Genomic DNA, 26,345 nt, shown 5'->3' on the forward strand with positions numbered 1-26,345 from the left:
AGGGTGGGCATATGTCGGGGGACGTGGTCGTGATCGGGGCGGGGCTCAGCGGGTTGGTGGCAGCACGGGAGCTCGAGCGAGCGGGTCGGTCCGTCACGGTGCTCGAAGCTGCCGATCGCATCGGCGGGAAGGTGCTCACCCGAGATGTCGACGGGCACCACGTCGACTACGGCGCGCACTGGGTCGGCGGGGACCAGACGGCTGTCCTGGACCTCGCCGACGAACTCGGCATCGCCACCGCACCCGAACCGCGTCGTCGACGTGGTGCCGACGAGCTCTTCGCTGCCGCTGGACGCGTCCACCGATATCACGGGCAAGTGCCACCGATACCGGCACGGGAGTGGCTGCCGGTGGGACTCGGAATCGCAGGACTTGACGTGGCAGTGCGACGCAGCCGCAGTACCCCGGTCCCCGTACTCGACGCCTGGCGTCCCGGCGAGCACGACATGTCGAACGCGATCGGCGATCGACTGTTCCGGTCCGCGTACGGGCGCGACATCCTCACCTGCTTCTATCGCCTGATCTTCGGAGCCGACCCCGACGAGGTCCCTGCCCGCGCCGCGCTCGAATACTTGCGGGCGGCCGGCAGCCTGCGCGCAATCGCGGAAGTACGCGACGGCGCGCAGGAACGCTACTTCGTGGGCGGCGCCGGGGCTCTCGTCGCCGCTGTGGCACAGCAACTCTCGTCGGAGCCTCGTCTACGGACACCCGTCACCGCCGTCCGCGCCGATGGGTCGGGAGTCGACGTCGTCACCGAGGACGGAACTCTACGAGCGTCCGCCGTGGTGATCGCGGTACCCCTGCCCCGCGCTGCGGACATAGACGGCGCACTCCCTGCCGGCGCCGGTGATCGGATGCGGAACTCACGCATGGGCGAGTACGCGAAGACCATCGTGGTGTACGACGAGCCGTGGTGGCGCGAGGACGGGCTCACCGGAACCGTCCTCGACGTCGACGGACCCGTGCAGATGGTCGTCGACGGTAACCCCGGCGCGGACGATCCCGGCGTCCTCGTCGCCTTCAGCGGTGGGCGAGCGGCGTCGGACCTGTTCTCCCGCAGTGACCGTCGTGAGACCGTCGTCGCGGAGCTGGTCCGCCTGTTCGGCGCGCATGCGGCGTCCCCACACCTGGTCGACGACATCACCTGGTCGGAGCAACCGTGGCTGGGCGGCGCACCCACCGCCATCCCCCCGTACGGCGGCATCTTCGAGGCCGCCGACCTGACCACCGGCCGAGTGCACTGGGCGGGAACGGATCTGGCGGATCGGTGGCCGGGCTACCTCGACGGAGCCGTGCGGTCCGGTCGGCGAGCGGCCCGCGAGATCATTCGTCCGGTTCGGTGAGCCCCGCCCGCTCGTCGCGCTCGGCCCACTCGATCAGCGGGGCGATCGAGTACACGGCATCGTCGATTCCTGCGTGCAGATCACCGAGATCCGCGAATCGGGACGGCACCGTGTACATGGTGAGGTCCCGCGGCTCCACGTCGGCGATCTCGTCCCACGTGATCGGCGTCGACACCGTCGCGTCCTGATTGCCGCGCACGGAGTACGCGCTCGCGATGGTGTGGTCGCGGGCGTTCTGGTTGTAGTCGACGAACAACTTCGTCGGGTCGCGGTCCTTGCGCCACCACGTCGTGGTCACGTCGTCCGGCGCGCGCCGCTCCACTTCCCGAGCGAACGCCAGTGCGGCCCTGCGGACATCGGCGAAGCCCTGCTCCGGCGCGATACGCACGTACACGTGCAACCCGTTGCCGCCCGACGTCTTCGGCCACCCGACGGCACCGAGTTCGTCGAGCACCTCGCGCGTCACCGCCGCCACCCGGCGCACCCGGTCGAAGGAGCAGTCCGGCATCGGATCCAGATCGATGCGCCACTCGTCCGGACTCTCCACGTCGGCGCGCCGGCTGTTCCACGGATGGAACTCCACCGTCGACATCTGCACGGCCCAGATCACGTGCGCCAGTTCGGTGACGCAGAGTTCGTCCGCGGTGCGGTTGTAGCGCGGGAAGGTGACCCGCACCGTCTCCATCCAGTCCGGAGCGCCTTTCGGCAACCGCTTCTGGTGCACCTTCTCCCCGGCGAGACCGTCGGGGAACCGGTGCATCATGCAGGGCCGCTCCCGCAGCGCGCGCACGATTCCGTCGCCGACAGACAGGTAGTACTCGACCAGATCGCGCTTGGTGGCTCCGCTCGCCGGGAAGTACACGCGGTCGGGGTTAGACACCCGCACCGTGCGTCCGCTGACCTCGAGTTCGATCGCCGGTGACGTGGCTGCCATGACGCGATACTAGTGCGGCCCGAGGGGGTACACAGGAACACGTCGGAGTTCGTACGAGCGAAGGAGCACCCCTTGATCTTCATCACCGCCAAGTTCCGAGTGAAGGCAGAGCACGCGGACGACTGGCCCGAGATCTCGCGGGCCTTCACCGAGGCCTGCCAGGCGGAGGAGGGATGCCTCTGGTACTTCTGGTCGCGCACACTCGACGATCCCACCGAGTACGTCCTCGTCGAGGCCTTCCGCGACCCGGATGCCGGCGCGGCGCACGTTCAGTCGGACCACTTCAAGCAGGCGCAGAAGGATCTCCCGCCCTACCTGCAGGAGACCCCGAAGATCATCAGTCAGGAAGTGGACGGGACCGACTGGAACGAGCTGGGAGAGCTCGCGGTCGACTAGTTCTCCGCCAGCGTCCGTACGGCGTCGGCGAACTGTCCCGGGAGTTCCTGGGGCGGATTGTGCCCGGCGTCGACGGCGCGGACGTCGATCAGATCGGTGAAGTGCGCCGAGTGGTCGGATGTTCCGTACAGCGCCGCCACGGTGTCCTCCGTCGGATCGACAACGATGGTGGGCACCGTGATTCGCGGCTGTTCCGCCAACAGCTGTTCGGTCTCGGCGTAGGCGTCGTCGCCAAGTACCAGGCCGTACCGGTGGCGGTACGAATGGACTGCCACGTCCACGAAATCTGGATTGTCGAACGACGGTGCCGTGGCGGCGAACTCGGAGTCACCGAACCTCCACGTCGGCGACCAGTCGGTCCACAGCGTCTGCGCGATCTCTGCGCGGTAATCGGCCAGACCGGCGCGACCTCGCTCGGAATGGAGGTAGTACTGGTACCAGTAGCGCTTCTCCAGATGCGGTGGGGCCGGCGTCGTGGCGGCCGCCGCACGGTCCTGCACCAGGTATCCGGACACGCTGACAAGACCCGACACCGACTCCGGCCAGACAGCGGCGACGACGCACGCAGCCCGGCCGCCCCAGTCGTACCCGGCGACGAGTGGCCGATCGAGGCCCAGCGCCGCGATCAGTTCACGCAGGTCGTGACCGAGCGCCGCCTGCTCACCCGAACGCATCGTTCCGGCGTCGGCAAAGCGTGTCGGGCCGAAGCCGCGCAGATACGGAACGACCACATCGAATCCCTGCTTCGCCAGGATGCGCGCGACGTCGTCGTAGCAGCGGGGGTCGTACGGGAAGCCGTGCAGCAGCACCACGGCCCGGCCGGCCGGATCGCCGTAGCGCTCGTAGGCGACGTCGAGCACCCCGGCCCTGACGGCGCTGATCACTGGTGCCATGGGTCCATCATGCCCGTCGACCACCGCGGCCGGCGGAGGTAACGACACCGATGCAGTGGTCGACGAACCGCTGCCGATCGACCTCGATTCCGCCGTCGAGGTACATCGTGAACAGAGCCGTGAGCGCCCCCACGACCCCGGTCGCCGTCAACTGCCGGTCCACCTCGTCGGACTCGAGCTGCTCGCCCACCACCGACACGAAGACGGGCATCGTCGTCATGCCCAGCGTGCTCAACGCGGGATCGACGAACGGCGCTGTCAGAAGCACTCGGCCACGAGCCGGTTCGTCGATCATCAACTCCACGAACGCCGTGACGGCACGGCGGGCGCGCTCGTCCGGGCGACGGGCCTGACCCACGGCTGTGACCAGTGCCTCGCGCGCACCCTCGGCGACATCGCGATAGACGGTGCGCACGAAAGTATCCCGATCGGTGAAGTTCTCGTAGAAGTAGCGTTCGGTGAGCGACGCGCGCGAACACACCGAGCGCACGGTGACTGCGGGCCGACCGACCGAGCCGAGAAGTTCCACCCCGACCGCCAGCAAGGTTGCGCGCCGCTGCTCCCGCCGCGCCTCGAGCGTGGTCACGTTGCGACACCTCACTGTTGACGACCGTCCACCCTGCACCTTACGGTGACAACATGCGTAGTCAGTCGTTGGGGCCGGAGTCACTCACCTGGCGATACTTCGGGGACTGGCGCGGCATGCTGCAGGGGCCCTGGGCCGGCTCCATGCAGAACATGCACCCGGCACTCGGCGCTGCCGTGACCGAGCACTCGACCTTCGAGTCCGAGCGATGGCAGCGCGTGATGCGGTCGCTGTACCCCATCGGCGGCGTGGTCTTCGACGGCGACCGTGCGGCGGACACCGGCGCCCGAATCCGCAACTATCACAAGGACATCAGCGGTTTCGACGCCCACGGGAAGCCGTACCACGCCCTCGATCCCGATGTCTTCTACTGGGCGCACGCCACGTTCTTCGTCGGCACGATGCTCACCGCCGACTACTTCATGGGCGGGATCAGCGAGGCCGAGCGTGAGCAACTGTTCGTCGAACACCGGCAGTGGTACTCCCTGTACGGCATGAGCATGCGCCCGGTTCCCGACACCTGGCCCGACTTCCAGCGCTACTGGGACCACATGTGCCGCGAGGTACTCGAGGACACCGCCGCCGCACGCTCGGTCCTCGACATGTCGGCCCTCCCCCGGCCGCCCTTCCTCCCCTGGTTGCCCCAGCGAGTGTGGGCCCTTCTGCTCCCCGGCATCGAGAAGTCCGCGGTGCGGATGACCGTCGGTCTCTACGACCCGGCGGTCCGAGATCTCCTGGGCTACACCTGGACCGACAGGGACGAGCGGTGGCTTCGCCGTGTCGGCACGCTGGTGAACCTCGCCTTCCGCATGGTCCCGGCGCGCCGGCGTATGCATCCCCGGGCCCGAGCCGGCGTCGACATTGCTGCCGGTCGGCAGCCCGCGAACTCGCCGCTCGCGGAGACCCCCGACCGCAACCTGCCGCCTCTCGGGCGTCGGGACAACCCCCGGCATTACGTACCCGGCCGCTGATTGCACGTCAGTGCACCCGATCGCGGACGAATCGGCGGAATGGCAGATTCCGGCACCATAATGTGGCTCCAGATGCAACAGCCGCTGGAGGGCTCTTGATGAGCGATCGGTAGTCCACAGGGGCACCTCCTAGTTGGACTACCGCCACTACGGGCGTCGCGACACTGTTGCGATGGACGTATTCACCTGGCACCAGCTCATCGCCGGCGGAATCGACGGCTCGACGGTGAGCCGGCGGGCGGCACGCGGCGCCCTTCACCGTGTGCTTCCCGGTGTCTACTCGTCGGAAGTGCCTACGTACACCACACGATGCGAGGCAGTGAGGCTCTGGAAGCCCGACGCAGTGTTCAGCCACGACACCGCGGCGTGGATGTAGGACCTTCTCCCCGAGGAGCCGGCCCTGGTGCACGCCACTGTTCCGAGGACCGGCACCACGAGGGGTCCCGACTGGGTGAGGTTGCATCGTCGAACCCTGACGAACGTCAGATGGTTGGGGGACATACCTGTCGTGTCCCTCGAACACGCGATCCTCGACGTCGCCGGCACGTTGACCCGGCCGCAGTTCGAGAAGGTGATCGACAGTGCGCTCTCACGAGCGGTGAGCTGGCGTTCCCTGGCTCAGCTGTGCGACGAGGCTGCCGGGAAGACAGGCATGCGGATGCTGCGCGAACAGTTGCGTCGAGCCTGCCCGCACACACTGTCCGAACCCGAGCGCATGGTGGCGCGAGCTCTCACCGCCCGCAACATGCACCTGGAGATCAATGGCAAGGTCGGCCCGTACTACGGAGATCTGGTGGACCGGCGCGGGCGCGTGGTGGTGGAGATCGATGGGCGTGAGTTCCACACGGCTGCAGACGTCTTCACCAGCGATCGTCGCCGACAGAACGCACTGGTGTTGGACGGCTGGCTGGTTCTGCGGTACTCCGCTGCCACGGTGAAGGCGAGCGTGGCTGCAGTCGCGGACGAGATCGTTCAGACGGTACGCCGACGACGATCGCTCGCGCGAGGGTGAGCACACACGATCACCGGTGATTCTGCGGATGCGCGGGATCGTCGACGATCGTGTGGCTACAGGCGCATCGACGCCACCACCTCCCCGACGGCACCCTCGAACTGGTGCCCACCCCGCTGGTGCTCGACCACCCGAGCGCCCGGGAGCCGCGCGGAGGCCAGTGCCAGGTGCGCGAACGGCACCACGTCGTCGTCGCGGCAGTGGTGCAGCGTCAGGGAGACCTCCGGCGGGACGGTCGGCCACTCGTACTGGCGGACGTCCCAGCCCGCGGCACTCCAGTCGGGCATCGCGAGCAACGTGGCGGCGGGAACCCGGAGCGAGGCGAGCACGTGCAGCAGGACGGTGGCGCCGAAGGAGTGGGCGATCACGACGTCGGGACTCGCCTCGAGGCCGCGGCGTATCGGTCCTGCCCACGCCTCGACGCTCATGTCGTCGCTCGGGATGCGGGGCATGTCGACCGTCGCGCCGAGCAGCGCGCCGAACTCCTCCGCCATCGGCTCGTCGTCGTCCTCGCCGCCGGCGCCGTGGACGAACAGCAGTCTCGTCATACCGATATCGACTCGACGGGGCGCCGGAACTCACCGCGGAACGCCGAGAGCCGGCCACCCGTGAGGGTGACCGGCTCTCGTGCGATCAGGGAGCGGGACTCAGAAGTCCATGCCGCCCATGCCGCCGGTCGGATCGCCCGCGGGCGCTCCGGCCTTCTCCGGCTTGTCGGCGACGACGGCCTCGGTGGTGAGGAACAGAGCCGCGATCGACGCTGCGTTCTGCAGTGCCGAGCGGGTGACCTTGACCGGGTCGTTGATGCCGGCGGCGAGCAGGTCCTCGTACTCGTTGGTCGCGGCGTTGAGGCCGTGGCCGAGGGGGAGGTTGCGCACCTTCTCCGCGACGACGCCGGGCTCGAGGCCGGCGTTGAACGCGATCTGCTTCAGCGGTGCCTCGAGGGCGACGCGAACGATGTTCGCGCCGGTGGCCTCGTCGCCCGTGAGGTTGAGGTTCTCGAGTGCGGGAGCCGACTGCAGCAGCGCGACGCCACCACCGGCGACGATGCCCTCCTCGACTGCTGCCTTGGCGTTGCGCACGGCATCTTCGATGCGGTGCTTGCGCTCCTTGAGCTCGACCTCGGTGGCGGCACCGGCCTTGATGACTGCAACGCCACCGGCCAGCTTGGCCAGGCGCTCCTGCAGCTTCTCACGGTCGTAGTCCGAGTCGGAGTTCTCGATCTCGGAGCGGATCTGCGAGACACGACCCGCGATGGCGTCGGCGTCGCCGGAGCCCTCGATGATGGTGGTCTCGTCCTTGGTCACGACGACCTTGCGAGCCTGGCCGAGCAGCTCGAGTCCGGCACCCTCGAGGGAGAGGCCGACCTCTTCGCTGATGACCTCGCCACCGGTGAGGATGGCGATGTCGGCGAGCTGCGCCTTGCGACGGTCACCGAAGCCCGGTGCCTTGACGGCGACGGACTTGAAGGTGCCACGGATCTTGTTCACGACGAGGGTGGAGAGCGCTTCGCCCTCGACGTCCTCGGCGATGATCAGGAGCGGCTTGCCGGACTGGATGACCTTCTCCAGCAGGGGCAGCAGGTCCTTGACGGTGGAGACCTTCGAGCTGACGAGCAGGATGTACGCGTCTTCGAGGACGGCTTCCTGACGCTCGGCGTCGGTGACGAAGTATCCCGAGATGTAGCCCTTGTCGAAGCGCATGCCCTCGGTGAGCTCGAGCTGCAGGCCGAAGGTGTTGGACTCCTCGACCGTGATGACGCCTTCCTTGCCGACCTTGTCCATGGCCTCGGCGATGAGCTCGCCGATGGACGCGTCGCCTGCGGAGATACCAGCGGTCGCAGCGATCTGCTCCTTGGTGTCGATCTCCTTGGCGGACTTCAGCAGGGACTCGGTGACAGCGGCGACGGCTGCCTCGATGCCGCGCTTGAGGCCGAGCGGGTTCGCGCCGGCTGCGACGTTGCGCAGGCCTTCGCGGACGAGTGCCTGAGCGAGAACGGTCGCGGTGGTGGTGCCGTCACCTGCGACGTCGTCGGTCTTCTTGGCGACCTCTTTGACCAGCTCTGCGCCGATCTTCTCGTACGGGTCCTCCAGCTCGATCTCCTTGGCGATGGACACACCATCGTTGGTGATCGTGGGGGCGCCCCACTTCTTCTCGAGTACGACGTTGCGACCCTTGGGGCCCAACGTCACCTTGACTGCGTCGGCGAGGCTGTTCAAGCCCCGTTCGAGGCCACGGCGTGCCTCTTCGTCGAACGCGATGATCTTGGCCATTGCGAAGTGATCCTCCGGATTGGGGGTGACACACGAAGCGACCGCGGGTGGGTCGCTCCCTTTCCACATCCGGCCGAGTCGGTGCCCGCGACGGACGACCAGGGGTGTCGATGATTCCCGATCTCACCTCTTCGACCTGGCACTCACAGTACGCGAGTGCCAACCAGATTTCTAGCAGTCGAGGTGGTCGAGTGCAAGGTCGTCGTCGAGTGGTCGCGATTCACACGGTGTTCACGTGCCGGAACGACGACCGACTCACGCGTGAGAAGAATGTGTGACGCGACCAGTTGTCGCGCGCCACAACAGAATCCACGCGAATCGGACCTATACACCCGCCCACCCCTGCGGACGAAAGGACCACATCGTGTCCGATGCAGTCGACACCGGTTACGACAACTCGGCGATGGCACACGAGGAGGAGGGCTACGACAAGGGCCTGAAGCCTCGGCAACTGCAGATGATCGCCATCGGCGGCGCGATCGGCACCGGCCTGTTCCTCGGCGCGGGCGGCCGCCTCGAGTCCGCGGGCCCGGGCCTGTTCATCATCTACGCCGTCTGCGGCGTCTTCGTCTTCTTCATCCTCCGAGCGCTCGGCGAGCTGGTGCTCCACCGCCCGTCCTCCGGATCGTTCGTCTCCTACGCCCGCGAGTTCTACGGCGAGAAGGCCGCCTACGCGGCCGGGTGGATGTACTTCCTCAACTGGGCGATGACGGCGATCGTCGACGTCACGGCCGTCGCGACGTACATGCACTACTGGGGCGCCTTCAAGGGCATCCCGCAATGGACCATCGCCCTGATCGCACTGGCCATCGTGCTCGCCGTGAACCTGGTGTCGGTGAAGTGGTTCGGCGAGATGGAGTTCTGGGCGGCCATGATCAAGGTCGCGGCGCTGGTGACGTTCCTGGTCGTCGGCACCGTCTTCCTCGCCGGTCGTTTCGACGTCGACGGCCAGTCGACCGGCTTCGGCGTCATCTCGGGCAACGGCGGCCTCTTCCCCACAGGGGCGTGGCCGCTGGTCATCGTCACGTCGGGTGTCGTCTTCGCCTACGCGGCCGTCGAGCTGGTGGGGACCGCGGCCGGAGAGACCGAGAACCCGGCGAAGGTCATGCCGCGGGCCATCAACTCCGTCATCTTCCGCATCGCGGTGTTCTACGTGGGATCGCTGATCCTGCTGGCGCTGCTGCTGCCGTACACGACCTACCGGGCCGGGGAGAGCCCCTTCGTCACGTTCTTCTCCCGTATCGGCGTCGACGGCGCCGGCACGATCATGAACATCGTCGTGGTCACCGCGGCGCTGTCCAGCCTCAACGCCGGGCTGTACTCGACGGGCCGCATCCTGCGGTTGATGGCGATGAACGGCAGCGCGCCGTCGTTCACGGCGCGGATGAGCCGGAACGGTGTCCCCTACGGCGGCATCCAGCTCACCGGCGCCCTGACACTGCTCGGCGTGGCGCTCAACGCGTTCAAGCCCGGCGAGGCGTTCGAGATCGTGCTCAACATGTCGGCCCTCGGCATCATCGCCTCGTGGGCGACCATCGTGCTCTGCCAGCTGCAGCTCTACCGGTGGAGCCGCAAGGGCATCCTCGAACGGCCGTCGTTCCGGCTCTTCGGGGCGCCGTACACGAGCTACGCGACGCTCGCGTTCCTCGCCGCGGTGCTGGTTCTCATGGCGCTCGACGCGCCGATCGGGACGTGGACCGTCGCCACACTCGTCGTCATCGTGCCGATGCTCATCGGCGGCTGGTTCCTCGTCCGGGCCCGCGTCCTCAGCGTCGCCGAGGAGCGGATGGGCTACACGGGCAAGTACCCCGTCGTCGCGAACCGGCCGACGGATCCCGAGACGCCGAGCGACTAGCGACGTCGGTACCAGGGCCGGCCGGGCTCAGGTGGCGGGGAGGCCGGAGGCCGGCCGGGCTCAGGTGGCGTGTGGTCCCTCAGGGCCCGCGCCACCGCCACGCTCAGGTCGTGGCACGACGCGAACCGGTCCGGCGGCTCCTTGGCCAGCGCGCGCTGCACGACGGCGTCGAGGCGGGTCGGCAGGTCGCCCCGACGCGAGCTGACGGACGGCGGGGTCCGCCTCAGCTGGGCGTCCATGACGGCGAACGGAGTGGCCAGCGGGAACGGCGGCCGTCCCGTGAGCAGTTCGACGAGGGTGGCACCGAGCGCGTAGATGTCGGTGCGGGCGGTGAGCGTGCCGCCCCGCAGCAGTTCGGGTGCCGCGTAGCCGATCGATGTCAGCACCGTCCCGTCGTCCGACACCAGCGGTGTCGGCGAGGTCGTCAGCCGCGCGATTCCCCAGTCGGACAGCAGAACCTGCTCCCGGGTGTCCGCATCGGCGACACTCGCGAGCAGGATGTTGGCCGGCTTGACGTCCCGGTGGACGATCCCGAGCCCGTGCGCGTGATCGAGGGCTCTCGCCACGCCGTCGACGATGCGGGCGGCTCGGTGGACGTCGAGTGGGATCTGTCCGCGCGCGACGAGGCGGGCGGCGCTGTACCCGTCGACGTGCGACATCGACATCCACGGCCGCCCGCGGAACTCGCCGTGATCGTGCGCCGCGACGATGTTCGGGTGCTGCAGCAGGGCCCCGATCCGCACCTCGGCCGCGAACGCGTCCCGCGGGGCGTCCGCACGCAGGATCTTCAGGGTCTCCGGCGGTGCCGATCCACGTCGGGCGAGATACACCTCGGCGGTGCCGCCGTGACCGAGCAGTCTCTCGATGCGGAACCCCGCGAACTCGGATCCCGGCCGCAGGACCACTACCGACCGATCTCCAGCACCGCCGGCAGGTCCGCGACGGAGTCGACGACGAACGCCGGTTGCATCGCGTACTGGTCGCGTGCGTGCCGGTCGAGGCGTTCCTGACGGAACTTGCCCGTGCGGACCAACATGCCGCGCATGCCGACGACCTGGGCGGCGAGCACGTCGTTGTCGAGATCGTCCCCGACCATCACCACCAGGTCCGGATCGACGCCCATGCGTTCCGCCGACGTCTGGAAACCGAGCGGCGCCGGCTTGCCGACGGCCGTCGCCGTGCGGCCGGACGCCGATTCCATGCCCGTCAGATACATGCCCGTGTCGATGCGCAGCCCCTCGGCCGTGGTCCACATGAGGCTGCGGTGCATCGCGACGACGGGCACGCCCTGACACATCCAGTCGTAGACCCGGCTGAGCGCCTCGTGAGTGAACTGCTCGCCGGCGCCGCCGAGCACCACCACGTCCGGATCGCTGTCGACCCACTCCACGCCGGGCAGATCGTCGGCGATCCGGCCGCTGTTGAGGAGGACGCACCGCGCACCGGGGTACCGCGTCCTCAGGTGGTCGGCGGTGAGAGTGGCCGCGGTGACGATCTCGTCGGCGTGCACCTCGATGCCCGCATCGGTGAGCGCGTCGGAGATCTGCTCCCGCGTCTTCGACGTCGTGTTGGTCAGGAACGCGCACGCCACGTCGTTGCTGCGCAGCGTGCTCACCGTCTCCGCGGCCCCGGGCACGGGACGCCAACTGGTCATGAGCACACCGTCGATGTCGAACAGCACCCCACCGATCGGACTCATGCGACGAGCCTAGTGCCGCTACGGGTTCGGGGCAGGATGGGCGGGTTCGACGTCCTCGGCCGCGCCCGCGGACCGGGCCAGGGCCACCGCCGAGACCACCACGAGAATCAGGGCGGCGACCAGCACCACCGTGACCTCACGATCGGCGTCGAGGTACTCGCCCAGCACGACGAATCCCAGCAGCGACGCGACCATCGGTTCCATCACGGTCGTCGCGGGCAGCGAGGCCTGCAACGCACCCACCTGGAAGGCCGACTGCTGCAGCGAGATCGCGACCACGGCCACGGCGACGAGCGCGTACGGCTCGACCGAGGTCAGCAGCGGCTGCGGTCCGCGTCCGGCGAGGTGGACGACACTCTTCGTCAGCACGGCCGCGACGCCGAACAGCGCACCGCCGGCCAGTCCCAGCAGTAGGGCGCGCCGGGACCGGGAGCCGCTGCGCGCGCCGAGAACACAGGCGAGAACGAACGGGATTCCCACGCAGAGAACGACGACCCAGTGCCGCGTCTCGGCGCGTTCCACGCCGGGCCGCGGATCGCCCACGACGACGAGGACCGCGATGGCTGCCGTCAGCGCCGCAGCCCACAGCCAGTCCTTCGCCGGCACGGTGCGGCCGGAGAACCGAGCACCCAGCGGCAGCGCGAACAGCAGGGACAACACGAGGAGCGGCTGCACCAGGAGAAGAGATCCGAGCCCCAACGCCGCCGCCTGCAGGCCGTAGCCGCCGATGCCGACGACCGTGCCGATCCACCACAGCGGCTCGCGGATCAGCGTGGTGATGGGTCCCAGCCGACCGACGGACTCGTCGGGAATCGACGCCGCCGACCGCTGGCGGACGACGGTACCGACAGCGATGCACACCGCCGCCCCGACGGCGCAGAGCACCGCCAGGACGGTGGCGTTCACGACGGTTACAGACCGGCGATGCAGGACCGCCCGGTGGAGAGGTCGAGAGCGAAGGAGTTGAGACCGGCGCAGTTCACGCCCGTGACCGTGCTGGCCGTCGCGCCGCCGCCGTACCCGGCGATGGCGACGGAGGTGGCTCCGTTCGTGGCGAAGGACTGCGAGATGCCGCCACCGAGGGAGTACGAGTACGAGGTACCCGCTCCCAGAACGGCACTCAGCGCGGTGCCGAAGCCGGTGGCGTTCGACGTCGAGCGCCCGCCGTCGGCGACGCTGACCGCGGTACCGCTCTCGGACGCCGACGACGTGGCGACGCCGGCGCCGGTGGCCTTGGCTCCGCAGCTGGCCGTGTCGCTCACCTGGATGTCGTTGGCCGCGGGCGGGGACACGCAGGTGACCGGAGCCGCGGACGCCACCCCGGTACCGAGGATCGCCCCTGCGGCGATGGTGGCGCCGACCGCGACGGCCGCGCCGAATCGCGTTGCACGAGAGGAACTTCGATCCGAGCGCGTGGCGTTGGAGAAGAAGGACGAGGTGGGGATGAACGACACGGACGGCTCCTGAGGCTGTGCGAGAGAATGCATCGTGCAATGCACCGCAGACCTTACCGCCCGCTCGTCCCTACCGGCGGGTAACTCCATAACGATTCGATGTTGGGTTCAGCGGACGTGGCGCTGCCAGTCCCAGGGGACCCGAGACGACGGTCCGGGCACCGTCTGGTCCATCGGATGATGCTGCGGCGCAGCGAGTTCGGGACCGTCGAAGCCCTCCTCGGTGACGTAGTTCCAGAACCACGTCTCGCCGGGTTCGAACGACTGCACGACGGGGTGATTGCTGGTCGCGGCATGGGCACTCGCGTGCTGCGACGGTGAGGAGTCACAGCATCCGACGTGGCCGCACTGAGCGCACCGGCGCAGGTGCACCCACCACCCGTCGGTGGCGTCGCACTCCACGCAGCCCGTGCCGCTGGGCGGTACCGCGGTGTCGATTCCGTTCGTGCTCATCCGACTTCCTCCTCTGCGGTCGGCATCGGCGCCCCGGCCGGGCCGTCGATCGGTATTCGTACCTGGAACCGGGTGTCTCCCGGCTCCGACAGCAACCGTAGGTCGCCGCCGTGCTTCTTCACCACGATCCGCCACGAGATGTCGAGGCCCAGACCGGTGCCCTCGCCCACAGGCTTGGTGGTGAAGAACGGTTCGAAGATGCGGGACCGGATCGCCTCGGGAACCCCCGGGCCGGTGTCCCCGATCTCGATGAGGGCCGTGTCGTTCTCCCGCGCGGTGCGCAGAGTGAGCGTTCCGTGGCCGTCCATGGCCTGTACGGCGTTGTCGATGAGGTTGGTCCACACCTGGTTGAGCTCCGCGGCGTACGCCGCGACGGGAGGCAGCGCCGGGTCGAAGTCCTTTACCACCGTGATGTCGTCGCCGATCTTGCGACCGAGCATCACCAGGGTGCTCTTGAGGAGGACCCGCAGATCCACCTTCTGGAACGGCGCACGGTCCATCTGCGAGTACTGCTTCGCGGCGTTGACCAGCGTCGACACCCGTGTGGTGGAATCGGAGATCTCGTTCATGAGCAGTTCGGTCTCGATGGTGTAGTTCAGCCAGCGGATCGTGCTCTCGAGAAGCTCCGCCCCCGTGTCCGCGGCGACGCGCTCGAGCCAGTCGGCCTCGATGCCGGCCTGCACGAAGGTCGGGGCGAGGTCCCACCCGTCGGAGATGCCGTGGTCCTCGAACCACTCCCCCAGCGCGTCCTCCCGGTCGGAGGCCTCCATGGGAGTGAGCTCCGGCGCTTTACCCACCAGTTCGGCGGCCTCGTCCTGCAGGCGGATCAGACCCGTCAGGGAGTCGGTGTCGTAGACGCCCGACGCGATGACGCCGAGTTTGCGGCGCATGTGCGACACCCGGTCCCGCAGCGCCGCCGTCGCACGGACCGCCGCGGCGGCCGGGTTGTTCAGCTCATGTGTCAGACCGGCCGACAGCGACCCCAGCGCCAGCAACCGCTCCCGCTGGTCGATGACCTGCTTGCTGCTCTGCTGACCGAAGAACAGTCCCTCGAGCATGTGGACCGCCATGGGGAACCACTCTCGAACCAGGTCTCCGAACCGCTCGGCGTCGAGCACGAAGAACCGGGACGGACGCGTCACGTCCATGCCCGACATGTACTTCTGCGGGGCGCGGTCCCCGAGGTACGCCTGCCACGCACCCGCGTAGACGCCCCGCGACGACGTGCGGTTCACCTCGATCTTCTCGCCGCCGGACATCTTGGTCAGCACCAGTTCCCCGTCGAGGAGCACGTAGAAGCACGTGGCGTCGTCGCCCTCCGCGAACACGGGACCGGCCTCGATCATCTCCACGTGCCCGTTGGCACACAGTTGCTCGAGCTGCTCGTCGTCGAGCGACTCGAAGAGGAACAGCGTCTTCAGTTCCTCGGTGCTGCAGTCGAGTTCGGTCATGATGATCCAGCTTCCGGGACGCGTGCGGGGGTCAGGGTTGGGCGAGATAGCGGTGGACGAGCATGACGGCCATCGCACCCTCACCGACGGCCGACGCGACGCGCTTGGCGGAGTCCGCGCGCACGTCGCCCGCCGCGAAGATGCCGGGCACGCTGGTCTCGAGATGGTGCGGTGCGCGGTCGACCGACCAGCCCGGCGGGCGGGCCCCGTCGACCGTGAGGTCCTGACCCGAGACGACGAAGCCGTGGCGGTCGCGCACCACCACGCCGTCCAGCCACTCGGTCCGCGGCGCCGCCCCGATGAAGAGGAACAGGTAGCCCGTGTCGACGGTCTCTTCGTCGCCGGAGACCTTGTCGCGCAGGGTGATCTGTTCGAGGTGGCCGTCGCCGTGCGCGGCGGTCACCTCGGTGCAGGGGCGGACGGAGATGACGGGGTTCTTCTCGATCTGCTGCACGAGGTAGTACGACATGGAGGCCTCCAGCGACTCGGCGCGCACCACGATGGTCACCGACCGCGCCCACTTCGACAGGTACATCGCTGCCTGACCGGCGGAGTTCGCGCCGCCCACGATGTACACGTCCTGATCGGTACAGCCGACCGCCTCGGTGACCGCGGAGCCGTAGAAGACGCCGCGACCGGCGAACTCGTCGACCCCCGGCGCCGGATGCCGGCGGTAGGAGACACCCGTGGCGAGGATGATCGAGTGCGCGGCGATCGCACTGCCGTCGGTCAGACGCACCACGCGCGCCGGCCCGTCGACCTCGACACCCGCGACCTCGCGGGTGGTGACGAGTTCGGCGCCGAACTTCTCGGCCTGCCGACGTGCACGCTCGGCCAGCTGTGCGCCGGACACCCCGTCCGGGAAACCGAGGTAGTTCTCGATGCGCGAGCTCTGGCCCGCCTGCCCACCCGTCGCGGTGCGCTCGACGAGGACCGTCCGGAGACCCTCGGACGCGCCGTAGACGGCCGCGCCCAGGCCGGCGGGCCCGCCGCCCACGACGACGAGGTCGTAGAAGTCCTCCGTCGGCGTGGTGCCCAGACCGAAGTACTCGGCCAACTCGGTGTCGGTGGGGTCGAGCAGACACGACCCGTCCGCGCACACCACCACCGGCAGCGTGCGATCGTCGTGACCCGCCGCCGCCAACAGACGCGCTCCCTCGGGCTCGTCCGCGAGGAACCACCGGTACGGCAGCCTGTTGCGGGCGAGGAACTCGCGCATCTCCGACGATCGAGACGCCCACCGACCCGCGATGATCTTGGTCTCCAGGATGGGCCGGATGTCGGCGGCGTGCCACGCGTCGAGCAGCGTGTCCACCACCGGGTACAGCTTCTCCTCCGGCGGATCCCACGGCTTGAGCAGGTAGTAGTCGAGGTCGACGACATTGATCGCCTCGATGGCGGCGTCGGTGTCCGCGTACGCCGTGAGGAGCACGCGGCGCGCGAACGGGAAGATGTCCATGGCCTGCTCGAGGAACTCGAGACCGCTCATCGACGGCATGCGGTAGTCCGCGAGCAATACCGCGACCTGGTCACCGCGCAACGCGATCTCTCGCAACGCCTCCAGGGCGGACTCGCCGGACTCCGCCCGGATGATGCGGTACTTCTCGCCGTACTTGCGCCGCAGATCGCGGGCGACGGCGCGGGACACCCCGGGATCGTCGTCCACGGTGAGGATGGCCGGCTTGCTCGCGCCGGCCGAACTTCGGGGAGCTGGGTCGCTCACGAACCCGCCTTTCCACTCGTCACGACGGCGACAGTATGTCAGCGTCGTCGGCGGGGCACCTGACTTCGCTTGGCGGCCGGCCCCGGAGCAGCTGCCTTCTTCTTCTTCCTCGGCGGTGTCCCGCGTTCGGACTCGGTACGCGAGCTGTGCGCGGCCCGTCCGCGCACCACCCCCAGGAACTCCTGCGGCAGGTCGAGTGTTCCCTCCTCGGGTGCGGCGACCGATGTGGGCCAGGCCAGGAAGATCCGGGTGGGGTCCGCGTCGGTGACGGGCCGGTAGAGCAGGTCCTTGCGACTGTGCAGTCGGGCCAACGAGTGCGGCACGAGCACCGGGCCGACACCTGCGGCCACCATCTCGAGCGTCGTCGGCAGCGTCGCCTCGGATCGGTCGGAGCCGTCCTGCAGCGACTCGCCCTCGAGATCACCGAGCGTGACGGCGTCGTAGGCCGCGGCCGGATGGTCCTTGGGCACCACCACGACGGCGACCTCGGAGTACAGCGGGACGCAGTGCAGCCCCTCCCGCTCGGCGGGCTCCCGCACGAAGCACATGTCGACCACACCCGTCCGCAGCGCGTGGAGCTGGTCCGACTCCTCGACGACGACCGTCTGCAGGTCGGTGCCGGGGTGGCGATCCGCCCAGATCCGGGTCCATTTCGTGACTGTCACTCCCGGAACGAAACCGACCCGCAGCGTCGGCCGCGCCGGCGCTGCCGCAGCCTCCTCGGCGCGGCGGCGATCGTCCTCCGCCACGATGTCGCGGGCCCGGTCGAGCAGAGCCCGTCCGGCCTCGGTGAGTTCGGTGGGCCCGTCGCCCGGAACGAACAGGGGTTCGCCGACCTCGTCCTGCAGTTCCTTGACCGCGGCACTCAGTCGGAGCCGGGAGATGTTCAGCGCCTTCGCCGCGCGCCCGAACGCGAGCGTCTCGGCGACCTCGATGTACCAGCGCAGGACGGTCGCATCGTTCACCGGGCCAGCGTAGTCCCCGCTGCGCTCGGCCGACTTCCCGCTGCGCTCGGCCGACTTCCCGCTGCGCTCGGCCGTGGTCGGCCGTGCGGGCGCTACGCTGGCGCGGTGAGCCAGGACCTGAACGCCCAGACGATGAAGCCTCTGACGGCTGCTGCCAAGCTCGGGATCTTCCTGCCGGCGGCGCCGGAGGAGTTCCGCTCCCAGCCCATCACGCGAGGCGACCTCGAGGCTCTGCGCCAGAACCCGCCGCAGTGGTTGAGCGATCTGTGGACGGCGGGGCCGTTCCCCCGCGACGTCGTGGCGCGCAAACTCGGCGTCACCAACACCGCACTGGCGCGCAACGACGTGTCCGACTCGATGACGCAGGCCGAGATCGACGCGCTGTCCGCCGAGGAACCGGACTGGCTGAAGGCCGAACGCGAGAACTACGCGGAGGTGCAGCGCGAGGCCGTCCGCGTGAAGGAGAAGGAAGAGGCGCGCCGGGCGCAGACCAACAGGCCCCCGAAGAACCGCTGACGGACGCGCGGCCCGGCGAGCCGGGTCAGCCGACGAAGCGCTGGGCGACCACGTCGACCTGCGGAGCCTGATGTGCCGAGCGGCGCCGCCCGACCTCGTCGATGCCGCCCATGAGCGCGGCGACCAGACCTGCGGGGTCGGTGTTCCACTGGCGCTCGATGGCCTCGATCTCACCCGGCAGGAACAGGCCGGTGAACCGCAGATCGGACACCCACTGCCCGATGTCGCCGCACGATATGGTGGTCAGGACGTCCTGGTCCACGCCGATCTCGAACTCGTCGCAGAAGACCGCGCGGATCATCTCGGTGTGGCCGGTGTTGACCGCGTGTGAGCGGTGCGCCAGAAGGTCGTGCATGTGGTTCTCCCCGACACGAGGGGCGTCGACACGACGCCGAATCTGTGTGTAACGAAGCGGGATCGTGGAGCGATACGCCATCTCGTCCGTGGGCCGAAGCGTACGCGCCGGACGAGGGTCCCGGGGCTCCTGTGACAACTTCGTGAGAAAACACAACTGGTGCTGGTCCCGTGCCGTGTGGCAGGTGCGGCGCATACTGACCGGCATGACCGCCGTCGCTGCTGTTCTGGCCGCTCTCGCCGCCGCGCTCCACGTGTACATCTTCGTTCTGGAGTCCTTGGTCTTCCGCACCAAGGGCCGTCACGTCTTCGGCGTGCGGGAGGACTCCCACGTCGACGTCGTCGAGCGGTGGGCCTTCAACCAGGGCTTCTACAACCTGTTCCTCGCGGTGGGTGCCGCGGTCGGCGCGGTGAACCTGGCGGCGGGGAATCACACCGTCGGCGCCGTCCTGGTGTTCGTGTCCGCGGGATCGATGGTCGGCGCCGGCAGTGTTCTGCTCGGCACCGACCGTCGGATGATGAAGGGCGCGCTCGTGCAGATCGTCCCGGCAGGACTGGCCGTCGTGGCCACCGCACTCGCGCTCTGAGCCGCGAGGGTCAGGCCGAGAGCAGTACCCGAACGCCGACGGCACCGTCGCCGACGACCGACGCGACCGCGCTGCGCACGTCCGTCAACTTCTCCGCCACGGTGCGCAGCGATGCGGACTCCTCGGCCCGCACCACCACGGTGATCACCGGGACACGGCGACCGTCGGACCGCTCGTGACGCAGACGCGCACGCGCGGACTTCACCCCGTCGACCTCGCGGGCGGTGTCGGCCGCCCTGTGAGCGACCGATCGCAGATCGACGGTCACGCGGCCGTCGGGATCGCCGGTGACCGGCAGCGACAGGGTGCGCCCCGCTGAGGACGGCAGCCTTCGTACCAGTGAGAACACCACGAGCAGCGCGATCAGCACTCCGGCGCCGAGGAGAGCCCACGGCCACCACTGCTGGTCCTGCGCGTCGGTCACCACCGACGCGTCGACCTCGGTGAGTTCGAACGGGAGTCGATCGCGCTGCCACAGTGCGGCGCCACCGCCGACGGCCACGAGCGCGAGTCCGATGATCAGGACACCGAGGCGGTCGAAGAACACCGTGGTCCGCTTCATTTCTCGCCTCCTGCGACAGTCGGGGTGGCCGTGGTCTCGGGTGCGGCCGCCACCGTGGGTTCCGGCTCGGTCACCTTCGCCAGGTCGGCCTTGTGCACCCACACGTCGTCCGCGATCCCGCTGGACCGGTACCGACGGGCGCGCCACTTGAGCGAGGCCAGGACGACCAGAACTCCGACGACCGCCACGGCGATGCCCGCGGGGAACATCCAGGACAGGGGTGTGAGTCCGTCGATCCAGTCGAGTGCGCTCGCCGTCCACTCTCGACCGCTGATGACGGAGAATCCGACCAGCGCGTCGCGGATCAGCACACCCGCCCCGGCGAGGAGCAGCAGCGACACCACGATCGCGATCGGGGTCGCGGCCGGAGCCGCGAGCGGCCGGGTGGTCGGCGCCGGAGTCGCGCCCGACGCCGGCGCGGCGGACGAGGACACGGAACCGAAGTCGCCGACGTGTACGTCGACGGAATCCGTGCGCAGGCCCGAGTCGGTCATGCCGCGCGCGATGTCGCGGCGGAGATCGTCGGCCACGGACGCCGCCGAGCGCGGCCACGCCACGGTCACGTCGACGGCGGCGCGTACGCGGTCGTCCTGCTTCGTCACCTTCACACGGGACGGTTTACGGCCGAAGCTCCCGCCGGAGGTGACGACACCGTCGGTGCGACCGAGGGAGGCGTCGGCGATGGACTCCACCGCGCGATCGAGGACTGTGAGCGACCCACGCTGCGCGGGGTCGATCGTCCCGGGGTCGGGCCTGTCGGACAGGTCTTTCGAGACGGTGTCCGCCGCGTCCGCCGTGTCGCTCGGGGCGGTGTCAGCCACGGCCGCGACCTCGCAGGAGTGCCTCGGGGTCGAAGTTTCCGTCGCGGTACGCGCCGACGGCGAACCCGATCGCACCCAGGACGAGAGCGACGAGGAATCCGGTGAATCCGCCGGCTGCGGCAGCGACTGCCAGAAGGAGGCCGGCGAGAAGGCCGATGGTCGAGGAAGTCATGGTGCTCCGATCGTGGAGAGCGGTCAGTTCTCCCGGGAGGGAGAACGTGGGTCCGTGGGTCTGGGTGGCCGGTCGGCCGAGCTCGTGGGCAGGTCGACGTAAGTGCGCCGCGTGGGCAGCAGTCGCCGGACCCGGGACAGGCGGCGAGCGGCGAGCCGTCGTCGGGAGACGCCGACGACCACCTGCGTCGCGACGGTCCCGCGGGAGAACTTCGCGTCGATGTCGCGCAACGCACGGATGAGCGACTCGGCGTCGCCCCCGGCGTCGGGATGGTGCGCTCTCGCCGCCGCACGCCGAGCCTCGCGATAGGCGGGGTCGGCGTGCGGCGGACGAGGCTGGGTCACGGGCGGAGAGTACCCCCGGGAGCCGAGGTCGACCCCGGCTCGGAGGACTCGGTCGGTTCCGGTCCGGAGGACCCTGTGTCGGCGCCGCCGTCCGACGGCGACGCCACGTCCTCGACCACGACGTGCACCGGGGCATCGACCACCGCACGGACGGCGCGGCGAACCGCGTCGGCCGTCTCGCGTACGACGGCGTCCGGGGTCACGGCGATGTGGATCTCGGTCCCGTCGTCCCGGATCGCGACCCCGGCGACGCGCCTACCGGGAAGGTAGGTGCCGATCTCGCCGAACATCCCGCCGTGCAACGAGGCGACTCCGTCCACCGCGACGACCGCGTCCGCGACGAGATCGGCGCGATCGCTGCCCGACGGTGCCGCGGGGCTCATCGAACGCGTGCGGGTGCTGCGTCGTCGCGCTCGTCTTCTTCCTCGAACAGGAAGACGTCGTGCACGGTGATGTTGACCTCGGTGACCTGCAGGCCGGTCATCCGCTCGACCGCGTCGATCACGTTGCGACGGATGCCCGCCGCGAGATCCGCGATGGACACGCCGTAATCGGCCACGATGTCGATGTCGACGGCTGCCTGACTCTCGCCGACCTCCACGGACACGCCCTGCGAGTGGTTGACCCGGGCGCCGGGGATGCGCTCGCGCAGTGCACCGATGGCGCGGGTCGCGCCGCCGCCCACGTCGTGCACGCCCTGGACCTCACGGGTGGCGATGCCGGCGATCTTGGACACGACGACGTCCGCGATGGTGGTGCGGCCGTCGGACGCGACCAGTGCACCGGTGGAGTCGGTCTTCTTGTCCAGCGCACCGTTCGAGCCGGTGGCGGTGGTGGACGTGGTGGATCCCTGTGCTGTCGTCATCTACGTCATCCTTTCGGGTTCGTTGTGTCGGGAGTAGGTCGAGGCGGACCGAGGAAAACGTATGCGGATGTGATGTATGCCACACCACTGTCGTTTCACACCCGCTGGTTCGAATCTGCTCCGTGGACAGCGATGCGGCTCTCGTCGACGCTGCGGTCATCGGTGACCGCAACGCGTTCGAGGAGATCGTCCGCACGCACGGTCCCGCGATGTTCCGGTACGCCCGCAACATGTTGCGTGACGACGGCGTCGCGGAGGAGGTGGTCCAGGACGCGTTCGTCGCGGCCTGGAAGAGCCTCGGCAACTACCGGTCCGACTCGGCGCTGCGCACATGGCTGTTCGGTATCACCGCACACAAGGCCATCGACGCCACGCGGCGCCGCATCCCCCGTCCGCACGAGGAGTGGCTGTTCGACGACGCCGTCAGCGACGTGTCGGACGATCCGGAGGTACGGGCGACGGAATCGGGGTTCCTCGCCGAGCTGCGCGTGGCCCTCGGGGCACTGCCACAGATGCAGCGCTCGTGCTGGTTGCTCCGCGAGGTCGAGGGAATGACTCATGTCGAGATCGGGGAGATCCTGTCCATGTCGCCGTCCGCGGTGCGCGGTCAGGTCACCCGCGCACGAACCACTCTGAGCGAGAGGATGGCGTCATGGCGTTAGACACGGCGGACGAGCCGGACGATCCCGTGCTCAGCCGCGCCGCACAGGAACTGCGCGATGAGGAGGTGCCGTCCTGGGTCGAGGCCAGCACGGCGATCCTCGCCGCACTCCGCGCGACGGCTCGGCGGACACGCGCGCTGGACGCCTCGCACCCGGGTTTCGTCGACGGCGACTCGCTGCGGGTGGGCGACCACCTGGTGCTCCTGTCCATCGCCCACGCCCTGTCGGAACTGCCCTGCGGGGTCAAGGGCATCGAGCTCGACGTCGACGGACGCCGGTGTACCGGGGTGTCCCTGGACATCGCCGTGACGTACGGCCAGGACATGGCCGCGCTGGCGGTGACACTGACCGGGAGGACGGCCGACGCGGTGAACACCACGCTCGGCACCGCTCTCACGGCGGAGGACGTCGCGGTGCACGTCGTGGACGTCCTACTACCCTGACGGCGACACCACCCAGCCTGCCTGAACACACCGGGAGAACTCCATGGCCACACCCCTGTCCGTCAGCGTCGACATCGATGCACCGCCGAGCGCGGTCTGGTCCGTGGTGTCCGACCTGAAGCGCATGGGTGAGTGGAGCCCCCAGTGCGCGGTGATGAAGGTGTTCGGCCCACTGCGCGTGGGCACCCGCACGCTCAACGTCAATCGGCGCGGACCCCTCGTGTGGCCCACGACGTCGCGGGTCGTGCGCCTCGAGCCCGAGCGACTGCTCGCGTTCCGCATCACCGAGAACCACACGGTGTGGTCCTACTTCCTGGAACCGACCGAGACGGGCACACGCGTGACCGAGCGTCGCGAGGCACCCGGCGGCACCACCAAGGTCTCCGACACCGCGGTGCGACTGGTGCTGGGCGGCACACGCAACTTCGAGGCCGAACTCGAGCGGGGCATGGCGTCCACCCTGGCGAAGATCAAGGACGCGGCCGAGAGTTCTGCTCGTACCGTGAAGTGATGACCCCTCGCGCCCGCACGACCCGCGCCCTCGCCGGCCTCGCCCTGTCCGCTGCTCTGGCGACGACGGCGTGCTCGACCACGACCGAGTCCGACGCCTCCCCCGCGGCCGGCACCCCCGAATCGCCGACATCGCAGGCAACGACACCGGGACCGATGTCCGCGGACGCCGCGAGCGCCGTCCCGAACGTCGTCGTCTCCTCACTGGCCACCGGGCTCGATCACCCGTGGGACGTGGTCCGGGCGCCGGACGGCACCGTGATCTTCGACGAGCGCCCCGGCCGCTTCACCGCGATCCGGCCCGGTGGTGAGCCGACACCGATCAGCGCCGATCTCGGCGATCTGTTCGTCGGATCGGAGACCGGTCTGATGGGCCTCGCACTGTCACCGACCTTCGAGACCGATCGGACCCTGTACTCCTGCCAGGGCATTCGAGGCGACGACCCCACCATCGGCGTGGTCGCATGGACCGTGGCCGACGACTACGCGAGCCTCACGCGTGAGCGCACCGTCGTCTCCGGGTTCCCGGTCACCTCCGGTCGCCACGGCGGATGCCGGGTGCTGGCGAACGCCGACGGCACCCTGTTCATCGGCACCGGCGACTCGGCTCAGGGCACCGTTCCGCAGGACCCGACGTCGCTCGGCGGCAAGGTCCTCCGGGTCGACGCCGCCACGGGCGCACCGGCCGCAGGCAATCCCGACCCCGCGAGCCCGGTCTTCACACTCGGCCACCGCAACGTCCAGGGACTGGCCGCCCGGCCCGGCACCGATCAGATCTTCTCCGTCGAACAGGGCACGTCGCGGGACGACGAGGTGAACCTCCTCGCGGCGGGCGGCAACTACGGGTACCGCCCGGACCGCGGCGGCGGCTACGACGAGTCCGTCGCGATGACCGATCCGGAGCGTGTACCCGGCGCCCGGAACGCGGTGTGGAGCTCGGGCCCGAGCACCATCGCCACCGCGTCGGCCACGTTCCTCGACGGTGACGCCTGGGGCGCGTGGAACGGCATGCTCGCCGTCGGCGTGCAGAAGGGTCAGGAGGTCCTGCTCCTCGACCTCTCCGACGACGGCACCACGGTGGACGCGCAGTCGACGATTCCCGCTCTCAGCGAGTACGGCCGCATCCGCACGGTGTCGGCACAACCGGACGGGACGCTGCTCGTGACGACCGACAACGGCGACACCGATCAGATCCTGCTGGTCACGCCGCAGTAGGCCCGCCGTCACGCAGTCGAGGCCGGATCGTGATGTGCCGTCGTCCGACTTAACGTTTGCTGAGTATCGGGGCCGGGTACAGAAGGTCAGTAGTCATGCCCGGTCCACGGGCAGCAAAGCTGATCTGAAAGAGGTTCCATCATGTTGGGTCTGGGCATCATCGGTTGGATCATCATCGGCGGACTCGCCGGATGGATCGGCAGCAAGATCATGAAGACGGATGCGCAGCAGGGCATCATCCTCAACATCGTCGTCGGCATCATCGGCGGCCTGCTGGGTGGATTCCTGCTCCGCGCGTTCGGTGTCGACGTCCAGGGCGGCGGCATCATCTTCAGCTTCGTCACGTGCCTCGTCGGCGCGATCATCCTGCTGTTCATCGTCAAGGCAGTCACGGGACGCGGTTCGCGCGTCTGACGCAGACCCCACCTCTCGGGGCCCCTCACGTAATCTGTGAGGGGCCCCGAGTCGTGTCCGCACATCCCTCGGGCCGTGAGAGTGTGCCCGAATCGACGTAAGAGGAGCCCGTGGCCCGCAGACCTGTCCCCCCTGGTACGCCTGAACCGACCGGAGCAGGACACATCGTGGACCTGGTGCGGCGCAGCATTCCGCCGCTGCATCCCGCCGGTGCCCCGTTCGTCGCGGTGCCGTTGGCGCTCGCCGGACTCGGCCGCCGCCACCGGGTCGTCCGCACCGCCTCGCTGCTCACCGCCGGAGCCATGGCGGGCTTCTTCCGCCACCCTCCGCGCGTCCCGCCGAATCGGGCCGGGGTTGTCGTGGCCCCCGCCGACGGTGAGGTCGCACTCGTCGACCACGCGGTGCCGCCCGCCGAGTTGAACCTCGGCACCGCTCCGCTGCCGCGGGTCAGCATCTTCCTGTCCGTGCTCGACGTCCACGTCCAGCGCGTCCCGGTGTCCGGCACGGTCGAGGCCGTGGTGCACAAGGCCGGACAGTTCCTGTCGGCCGACCTCGCCGACGCCAGCGAGGTCAACGAACGCACCAGCATGCATCTGCGCACACCATCGGGTCACGACCTGGCGGTCGTACAGATCGCCGGACTGCTCGCGCGACGCATCGTCAACACCACGTCCGTGGGCGATTCGCTCACCATCGGCGACACCTACGGACTGATCCGCTTCGGTTCGCGCGTCGACACCTACTTCCCGGAGGGGTCGCGGACGGCGGTGATCGTCGGGCAGCGCGCCATCGGAGCCGAGACGGTTCTGGCCGAGCTTCCGTGAGCGCGGCACGCGAGCAGGCCGACGAGTCCACCGGCCGCCAGGGCGCGG

33 protein-coding genes are annotated in these 26,345 nt (G+C 69.1%); 13 read left to right on the top strand and 20 right to left on the bottom strand.

Annotated features, from left to right (window positions below; genetic code table 11):
• Positions 1-11 precede the first annotated feature (11 nt).
• A complete protein-coding gene (locus HQ308_RS09715) occupies positions 12-1,343 on the top strand; it encodes an NAD(P)/FAD-dependent oxidoreductase (protein WP_222646280.1) in 1,332 nt (443 codons plus the stop codon).
• Here the strand turns inward: HQ308_RS09715 and ligD are convergent.
• The gene (ligD, locus tag HQ308_RS09720; RefSeq protein WP_222630123.1) at positions 1,324-2,277 is read right to left on the bottom strand and encodes a non-homologous end-joining DNA ligase; all 954 of its coding nucleotides are present in this window, start codon (positions 2,275-2,277) and stop codon (positions 1,324-1,326) included. The genes HQ308_RS09715 and ligD overlap by 20 nt on opposite strands.
• Positions 2,278-2,349: 72 nt before the next feature.
• Here ligD and HQ308_RS09725 point away from each other — a divergent pair, with 72 nt between their 5' ends.
• Complete coding sequence (locus HQ308_RS09725; RefSeq protein WP_222646281.1) at positions 2,350-2,673, top strand: putative quinol monooxygenase; 324 nt, start codon at positions 2,350-2,352, stop codon at positions 2,671-2,673.
• On the opposite strand, the gene HQ308_RS09730 is transcribed toward HQ308_RS09725, so the two are convergent.
• Both HQ308_RS09730 and HQ308_RS09735 read right to left on the bottom strand, forming a co-directional pair.
• Positions 2,670-3,566 (bottom strand): alpha/beta fold hydrolase, encoded by an 897-nt coding sequence (locus tag HQ308_RS09730; RefSeq protein ID WP_222646282.1) that lies wholly within the window; start codon positions 3,564-3,566, stop codon positions 2,670-2,672. The two genes, HQ308_RS09725 and HQ308_RS09730, sit on opposite strands and share 4 nt — an antisense overlap.
• A 7-nt stretch (positions 3,567-3,573) precedes the next feature.
• Entirely contained in the window at positions 3,574-4,152 is a 579-nt protein-coding gene (locus HQ308_RS09735) for a TetR/AcrR family transcriptional regulator (protein ID WP_222646283.1), read from the bottom strand.
• A gap of 53 nt (positions 4,153-4,205) precedes the next feature.
• Here HQ308_RS09735 and HQ308_RS09740 point away from each other — a divergent pair, with 53 nt between their 5' ends.
• Both HQ308_RS09740 and HQ308_RS22925 read left to right on the top strand, forming a co-directional pair.
• Entirely contained in the window at positions 4,206-5,123 is a 918-nt protein-coding gene (locus HQ308_RS09740; RefSeq protein WP_222646284.1) for an oxygenase MpaB family protein, read from the top strand.
• Positions 5,124-5,631: 508 nt separating this feature from the next.
• Complete coding sequence (locus tag HQ308_RS22925; protein WP_308115733.1) at positions 5,632-6,135, top strand: DUF559 domain-containing protein; 504 nt, start codon at positions 5,632-5,634, stop codon at positions 6,133-6,135.
• 56 nt (positions 6,136-6,191) lie between these two features.
• On the opposite strand, the gene HQ308_RS09750 is transcribed toward HQ308_RS22925, so the two are convergent.
• Together HQ308_RS09750 and groL are read right to left on the bottom strand one after the other, a co-directional pair.
• Positions 6,192-6,683 (bottom strand): alpha/beta hydrolase, encoded by a 492-nt coding sequence (locus HQ308_RS09750; RefSeq protein WP_222646285.1) that lies wholly within the window; start codon positions 6,681-6,683, stop codon positions 6,192-6,194.
• A 99-nt stretch (positions 6,684-6,782) separates the two neighbouring features.
• Positions 6,783-8,408 carry a chaperonin GroEL gene (gene groL / locus HQ308_RS09755; protein ID WP_027506274.1) on the bottom strand — a complete coding sequence of 542 codons (1,626 nt, stop codon included), beginning with the start codon at positions 8,406-8,408 and terminating at the stop codon, positions 6,783-6,785.
• A gap of 403 nt (positions 8,409-8,811) precedes the next feature.
• On the opposite strand from groL, the gene HQ308_RS09760 reads away from it, so the two are divergent.
• Positions 8,812-10,263, top strand: coding sequence for an amino acid permease (locus HQ308_RS09760; RefSeq protein ID WP_222646470.1), 1,452 nt, complete (start codon positions 8,812-8,814; stop codon positions 10,261-10,263).
• Here HQ308_RS09760 and HQ308_RS09765 read toward each other — a convergent pair.
• The 8 genes from HQ308_RS09765 to HQ308_RS09800 all read right to left on the bottom strand — a co-directional run bounded on the left by HQ308_RS09765 (position 10,260) and on the right by HQ308_RS09800 (position 18,008).
• Complete coding sequence (locus tag HQ308_RS09765) at positions 10,260-11,168, bottom strand: serine/threonine-protein kinase (protein WP_222646286.1); 909 nt, start codon at positions 11,166-11,168, stop codon at positions 10,260-10,262. The two genes, HQ308_RS09760 and HQ308_RS09765, sit on opposite strands and share 4 nt — an antisense overlap.
• On the bottom strand, positions 11,168-11,962 hold the full coding sequence (locus tag HQ308_RS09770; protein WP_027506272.1) for an HAD-IIA family hydrolase: 795 nt from the start codon (positions 11,960-11,962) through the stop codon (positions 11,168-11,170). Before HQ308_RS09770 ends, HQ308_RS09765 begins: the two co-directional genes overlap by 1 nt.
• An 18-nt stretch (positions 11,963-11,980) precedes the next feature.
• Positions 11,981-12,868 (bottom strand): DMT family transporter, encoded by an 888-nt coding sequence (locus HQ308_RS09775; protein ID WP_222646287.1) that lies wholly within the window; start codon positions 12,866-12,868, stop codon positions 11,981-11,983.
• A gap of 5 nt (positions 12,869-12,873) precedes the next feature.
• Entirely contained in the window at positions 12,874-13,449 is a 576-nt protein-coding gene (locus tag HQ308_RS09780) for a DUF6764 family protein (protein WP_037186116.1), read from the bottom strand.
• A 75-nt stretch (positions 13,450-13,524) separates the two neighbouring features.
• A complete protein-coding gene (locus HQ308_RS09785; RefSeq protein WP_222646288.1) occupies positions 13,525-13,869 on the bottom strand; it encodes a UBP-type zinc finger domain-containing protein in 345 nt (114 codons plus the stop codon).
• The gene (locus tag HQ308_RS09790) at positions 13,866-15,320 is read right to left on the bottom strand and encodes an ATP-binding protein (protein ID WP_222646289.1); all 1,455 of its coding nucleotides are present in this window, start codon (positions 15,318-15,320) and stop codon (positions 13,866-13,868) included. The genes HQ308_RS09785 and HQ308_RS09790 overlap by 4 nt, the downstream gene beginning before the upstream one ends.
• A 31-nt stretch (positions 15,321-15,351) precedes the next feature.
• Positions 15,352-17,043: an FAD-dependent oxidoreductase gene (locus tag HQ308_RS09795; protein ID WP_027506267.1), complete on the bottom strand. Its 1,692-nt coding sequence runs from the start codon at positions 17,041-17,043 to the stop codon at positions 15,352-15,354.
• A gap of 38 nt (positions 17,044-17,081) precedes the next feature.
• Positions 17,082-18,008 carry a LysR family transcriptional regulator gene (locus HQ308_RS09800; RefSeq protein ID WP_222646290.1) on the bottom strand — a complete coding sequence of 309 codons (927 nt, stop codon included), beginning with the start codon at positions 18,006-18,008 and terminating at the stop codon, positions 17,082-17,084.
• Positions 18,009-18,113: 105 nt separating this feature from the next.
• Between HQ308_RS09800 and HQ308_RS09805 the strand changes: the two genes are divergently transcribed.
• Positions 18,114-18,524 carry a DUF5997 family protein gene (locus HQ308_RS09805; RefSeq protein WP_056441446.1) on the top strand — a complete coding sequence of 137 codons (411 nt, stop codon included), beginning with the start codon at positions 18,114-18,116 and terminating at the stop codon, positions 18,522-18,524.
• A 25-nt stretch (positions 18,525-18,549) separates the two neighbouring features.
• Here HQ308_RS09805 and HQ308_RS09810 read toward each other — a convergent pair whose 3' ends face one another.
• Complete coding sequence (locus tag HQ308_RS09810; RefSeq protein WP_155957051.1) at positions 18,550-18,879, bottom strand: hypothetical protein; 330 nt, start codon at positions 18,877-18,879, stop codon at positions 18,550-18,552.
• Positions 18,880-19,084: 205 nt separating this feature from the next.
• Here HQ308_RS09810 and HQ308_RS09815 point away from each other — a divergent pair, with 205 nt between their 5' ends.
• Positions 19,085-19,465, top strand: coding sequence for a DUF1304 domain-containing protein (locus HQ308_RS09815; RefSeq protein ID WP_027506264.1), 381 nt, complete (start codon positions 19,085-19,087; stop codon positions 19,463-19,465).
• 10 nt (positions 19,466-19,475) lie between these two features.
• On the opposite strand, the gene HQ308_RS09820 is transcribed toward HQ308_RS09815, so the two are convergent.
• From HQ308_RS09820 to HQ308_RS09845, 6 genes are read right to left on the bottom strand one after another with little or no spacing between them, the layout of a single operon-like run.
• On the bottom strand, positions 19,476-20,027 hold the full coding sequence (locus HQ308_RS09820; protein WP_027506263.1) for a hypothetical protein: 552 nt from the start codon (positions 20,025-20,027) through the stop codon (positions 19,476-19,478).
• Positions 20,024-20,848 (bottom strand): Asp23/Gls24 family envelope stress response protein, encoded by an 825-nt coding sequence (locus HQ308_RS09825; protein WP_222646291.1) that lies wholly within the window; start codon positions 20,846-20,848, stop codon positions 20,024-20,026. Before HQ308_RS09825 ends, HQ308_RS09820 begins: the two co-directional genes overlap by 4 nt.
• Positions 20,841-21,020, bottom strand: coding sequence for a DUF2273 domain-containing protein (locus HQ308_RS09830; protein ID WP_027506261.1), 180 nt, complete (start codon positions 21,018-21,020; stop codon positions 20,841-20,843). The genes HQ308_RS09825 and HQ308_RS09830 overlap by 8 nt, the downstream gene beginning before the upstream one ends.
• Positions 21,021-21,043: 23 nt before the next feature.
• Positions 21,044-21,364, bottom strand: a complete 321-nt coding sequence (locus HQ308_RS09835; RefSeq protein WP_222646292.1) for a hypothetical protein — start codon at positions 21,362-21,364, stop codon at positions 21,044-21,046.
• A complete protein-coding gene (locus HQ308_RS09840; RefSeq protein WP_231476392.1) occupies positions 21,361-21,747 on the bottom strand; it encodes a hypothetical protein in 387 nt (128 codons plus the stop codon). Before HQ308_RS09840 ends, HQ308_RS09835 begins: the two co-directional genes overlap by 4 nt.
• Positions 21,744-22,229 (bottom strand): Asp23/Gls24 family envelope stress response protein, encoded by a 486-nt coding sequence (locus HQ308_RS09845; RefSeq protein WP_056441439.1) that lies wholly within the window; start codon positions 22,227-22,229, stop codon positions 21,744-21,746. The genes HQ308_RS09840 and HQ308_RS09845 overlap by 4 nt, the downstream gene beginning before the upstream one ends.
• A 122-nt stretch (positions 22,230-22,351) precedes the next feature.
• Between HQ308_RS09845 and HQ308_RS09850 the strand changes: the two genes are divergently transcribed.
• The 6 genes from HQ308_RS09850 (at position 22,352) to HQ308_RS09875 (ending at position 26,297) form a co-directional block, all read left to right on the top strand.
• Positions 22,352-22,891, top strand: coding sequence for an RNA polymerase sigma factor (locus tag HQ308_RS09850; protein WP_308115734.1), 540 nt, complete (start codon positions 22,352-22,354; stop codon positions 22,889-22,891).
• Complete coding sequence (locus HQ308_RS09855; protein WP_222646293.1) at positions 22,882-23,334, top strand: hypothetical protein; 453 nt, start codon at positions 22,882-22,884, stop codon at positions 23,332-23,334. The genes HQ308_RS09850 and HQ308_RS09855 overlap by 10 nt, the downstream gene beginning before the upstream one ends.
• A 43-nt stretch (positions 23,335-23,377) precedes the next feature.
• Positions 23,378-23,845, top strand: coding sequence for an SRPBCC family protein (locus HQ308_RS09860; protein WP_027506258.1), 468 nt, complete (start codon positions 23,378-23,380; stop codon positions 23,843-23,845).
• Positions 23,845-25,059, top strand: coding sequence for a sorbosone dehydrogenase family protein (locus HQ308_RS09865; protein ID WP_056441432.1), 1,215 nt, complete (start codon positions 23,845-23,847; stop codon positions 25,057-25,059). Before HQ308_RS09860 ends, HQ308_RS09865 begins: the two co-directional genes overlap by 1 nt.
• 141 nt (positions 25,060-25,200) lie before the next feature.
• Positions 25,201-25,473, top strand: a complete 273-nt coding sequence (locus HQ308_RS09870; RefSeq protein ID WP_056073977.1) for a GlsB/YeaQ/YmgE family stress response membrane protein — start codon at positions 25,201-25,203, stop codon at positions 25,471-25,473.
• A 110-nt stretch (positions 25,474-25,583) separates the two neighbouring features.
• On the top strand, positions 25,584-26,297 hold the full coding sequence (locus tag HQ308_RS09875) for a phosphatidylserine decarboxylase (protein WP_056441430.1): 714 nt from the start codon (positions 25,584-25,586) through the stop codon (positions 26,295-26,297).
• The last annotated feature ends 48 nt before the right edge of the window (positions 26,298-26,345 follow it).

This window comes from Rhodococcus sp. BP-241, assembly GCF_019836145.1.
Lineage (GTDB): Bacteria > Actinomycetota > Actinomycetes > Mycobacteriales > Mycobacteriaceae > Rhodococcoides.

What these genes read in the sequence shown, in the direction of transcription:
- ligD (WP_222630123.1), bottom strand. Translation starts at nt 2,277, where the DNA reads ATGGCAGCCACGTCACCGGCGATCGAACTCGAGGTCAGCGGACGCACG.
- HQ308_RS09845 (WP_056441439.1), bottom strand. Translation starts at nt 22,229, where the DNA reads ATGACGACAGCACAGGGATCCACCACGTCCACCACCGCCACCGGCTCG.
- HQ308_RS09770 (WP_027506272.1), bottom strand. Translation starts at nt 11,962, where the DNA reads ATGAGTCCGATCGGTGGGGTGCTGTTCGACATCGACGGTGTGCTCATG.
- groL (WP_027506274.1), bottom strand. Translation starts at nt 8,408, where the DNA reads ATGGCCAAGATCATCGCGTTCGACGAAGAGGCACGCCGTGGCCTCGAA.
- HQ308_RS09815 (WP_027506264.1), top strand. Translation starts at nt 19,085, where the DNA reads ATGACCGCCGTCGCTGCTGTTCTGGCCGCTCTCGCCGCCGCGCTCCAC.
- HQ308_RS09870 (WP_056073977.1), top strand. Translation starts at nt 25,201, where the DNA reads ATGTTGGGTCTGGGCATCATCGGTTGGATCATCATCGGCGGACTCGCC.
- HQ308_RS09730 (WP_222646282.1), bottom strand. Translation starts at nt 3,566, where the DNA reads ATGGCACCAGTGATCAGCGCCGTCAGGGCCGGGGTGCTCGACGTCGCC.
- HQ308_RS09860 (WP_027506258.1), top strand. Translation starts at nt 23,378, where the DNA reads ATGGCCACACCCCTGTCCGTCAGCGTCGACATCGATGCACCGCCGAGC.
- HQ308_RS09865 (WP_056441432.1), top strand. Translation starts at nt 23,845, where the DNA reads ATGACCCCTCGCGCCCGCACGACCCGCGCCCTCGCCGGCCTCGCCCTG.
- HQ308_RS09750 (WP_222646285.1), bottom strand. Translation starts at nt 6,683, where the DNA reads ATGACGAGACTGCTGTTCGTCCACGGCGCCGGCGGCGAGGACGACGAC.
- HQ308_RS09820 (WP_027506263.1), bottom strand. Translation starts at nt 20,027, where the DNA reads ATGAAGCGGACCACGGTGTTCTTCGACCGCCTCGGTGTCCTGATCATC.
- HQ308_RS09780 (WP_037186116.1), bottom strand. Translation starts at nt 13,449, where the DNA reads ATGCATTCTCTCGCACAGCCTCAGGAGCCGTCCGTGTCGTTCATCCCC.
- HQ308_RS09715 (WP_222646280.1), top strand. Translation starts at nt 12, where the DNA reads ATGTCGGGGGACGTGGTCGTGATCGGGGCGGGGCTCAGCGGGTTGGTG.
- HQ308_RS09760 (WP_222646470.1), top strand. Translation starts at nt 8,812, where the DNA reads ATGGCACACGAGGAGGAGGGCTACGACAAGGGCCTGAAGCCTCGGCAA.
- HQ308_RS09740 (WP_222646284.1), top strand. Translation starts at nt 4,206, where the DNA reads ATGCGTAGTCAGTCGTTGGGGCCGGAGTCACTCACCTGGCGATACTTC.
- HQ308_RS09855 (WP_222646293.1), top strand. Translation starts at nt 22,882, where the DNA reads ATGGCGTTAGACACGGCGGACGAGCCGGACGATCCCGTGCTCAGCCGC.
- HQ308_RS09830 (WP_027506261.1), bottom strand. Translation starts at nt 21,020, where the DNA reads ATGACTTCCTCGACCATCGGCCTTCTCGCCGGCCTCCTTCTGGCAGTC.
- HQ308_RS09785 (WP_222646288.1), bottom strand. Translation starts at nt 13,869, where the DNA reads ATGAGCACGAACGGAATCGACACCGCGGTACCGCCCAGCGGCACGGGC.
- HQ308_RS09790 (WP_222646289.1), bottom strand. Translation starts at nt 15,320, where the DNA reads ATGACCGAACTCGACTGCAGCACCGAGGAACTGAAGACGCTGTTCCTC.
- HQ308_RS09810 (WP_155957051.1), bottom strand. Translation starts at nt 18,879, where the DNA reads ATGCACGACCTTCTGGCGCACCGCTCACACGCGGTCAACACCGGCCAC.
- HQ308_RS09840 (WP_231476392.1), bottom strand. Translation starts at nt 21,747, where the DNA reads ATGAGCCCCGCGGCACCGTCGGGCAGCGATCGCGCCGATCTCGTCGCG.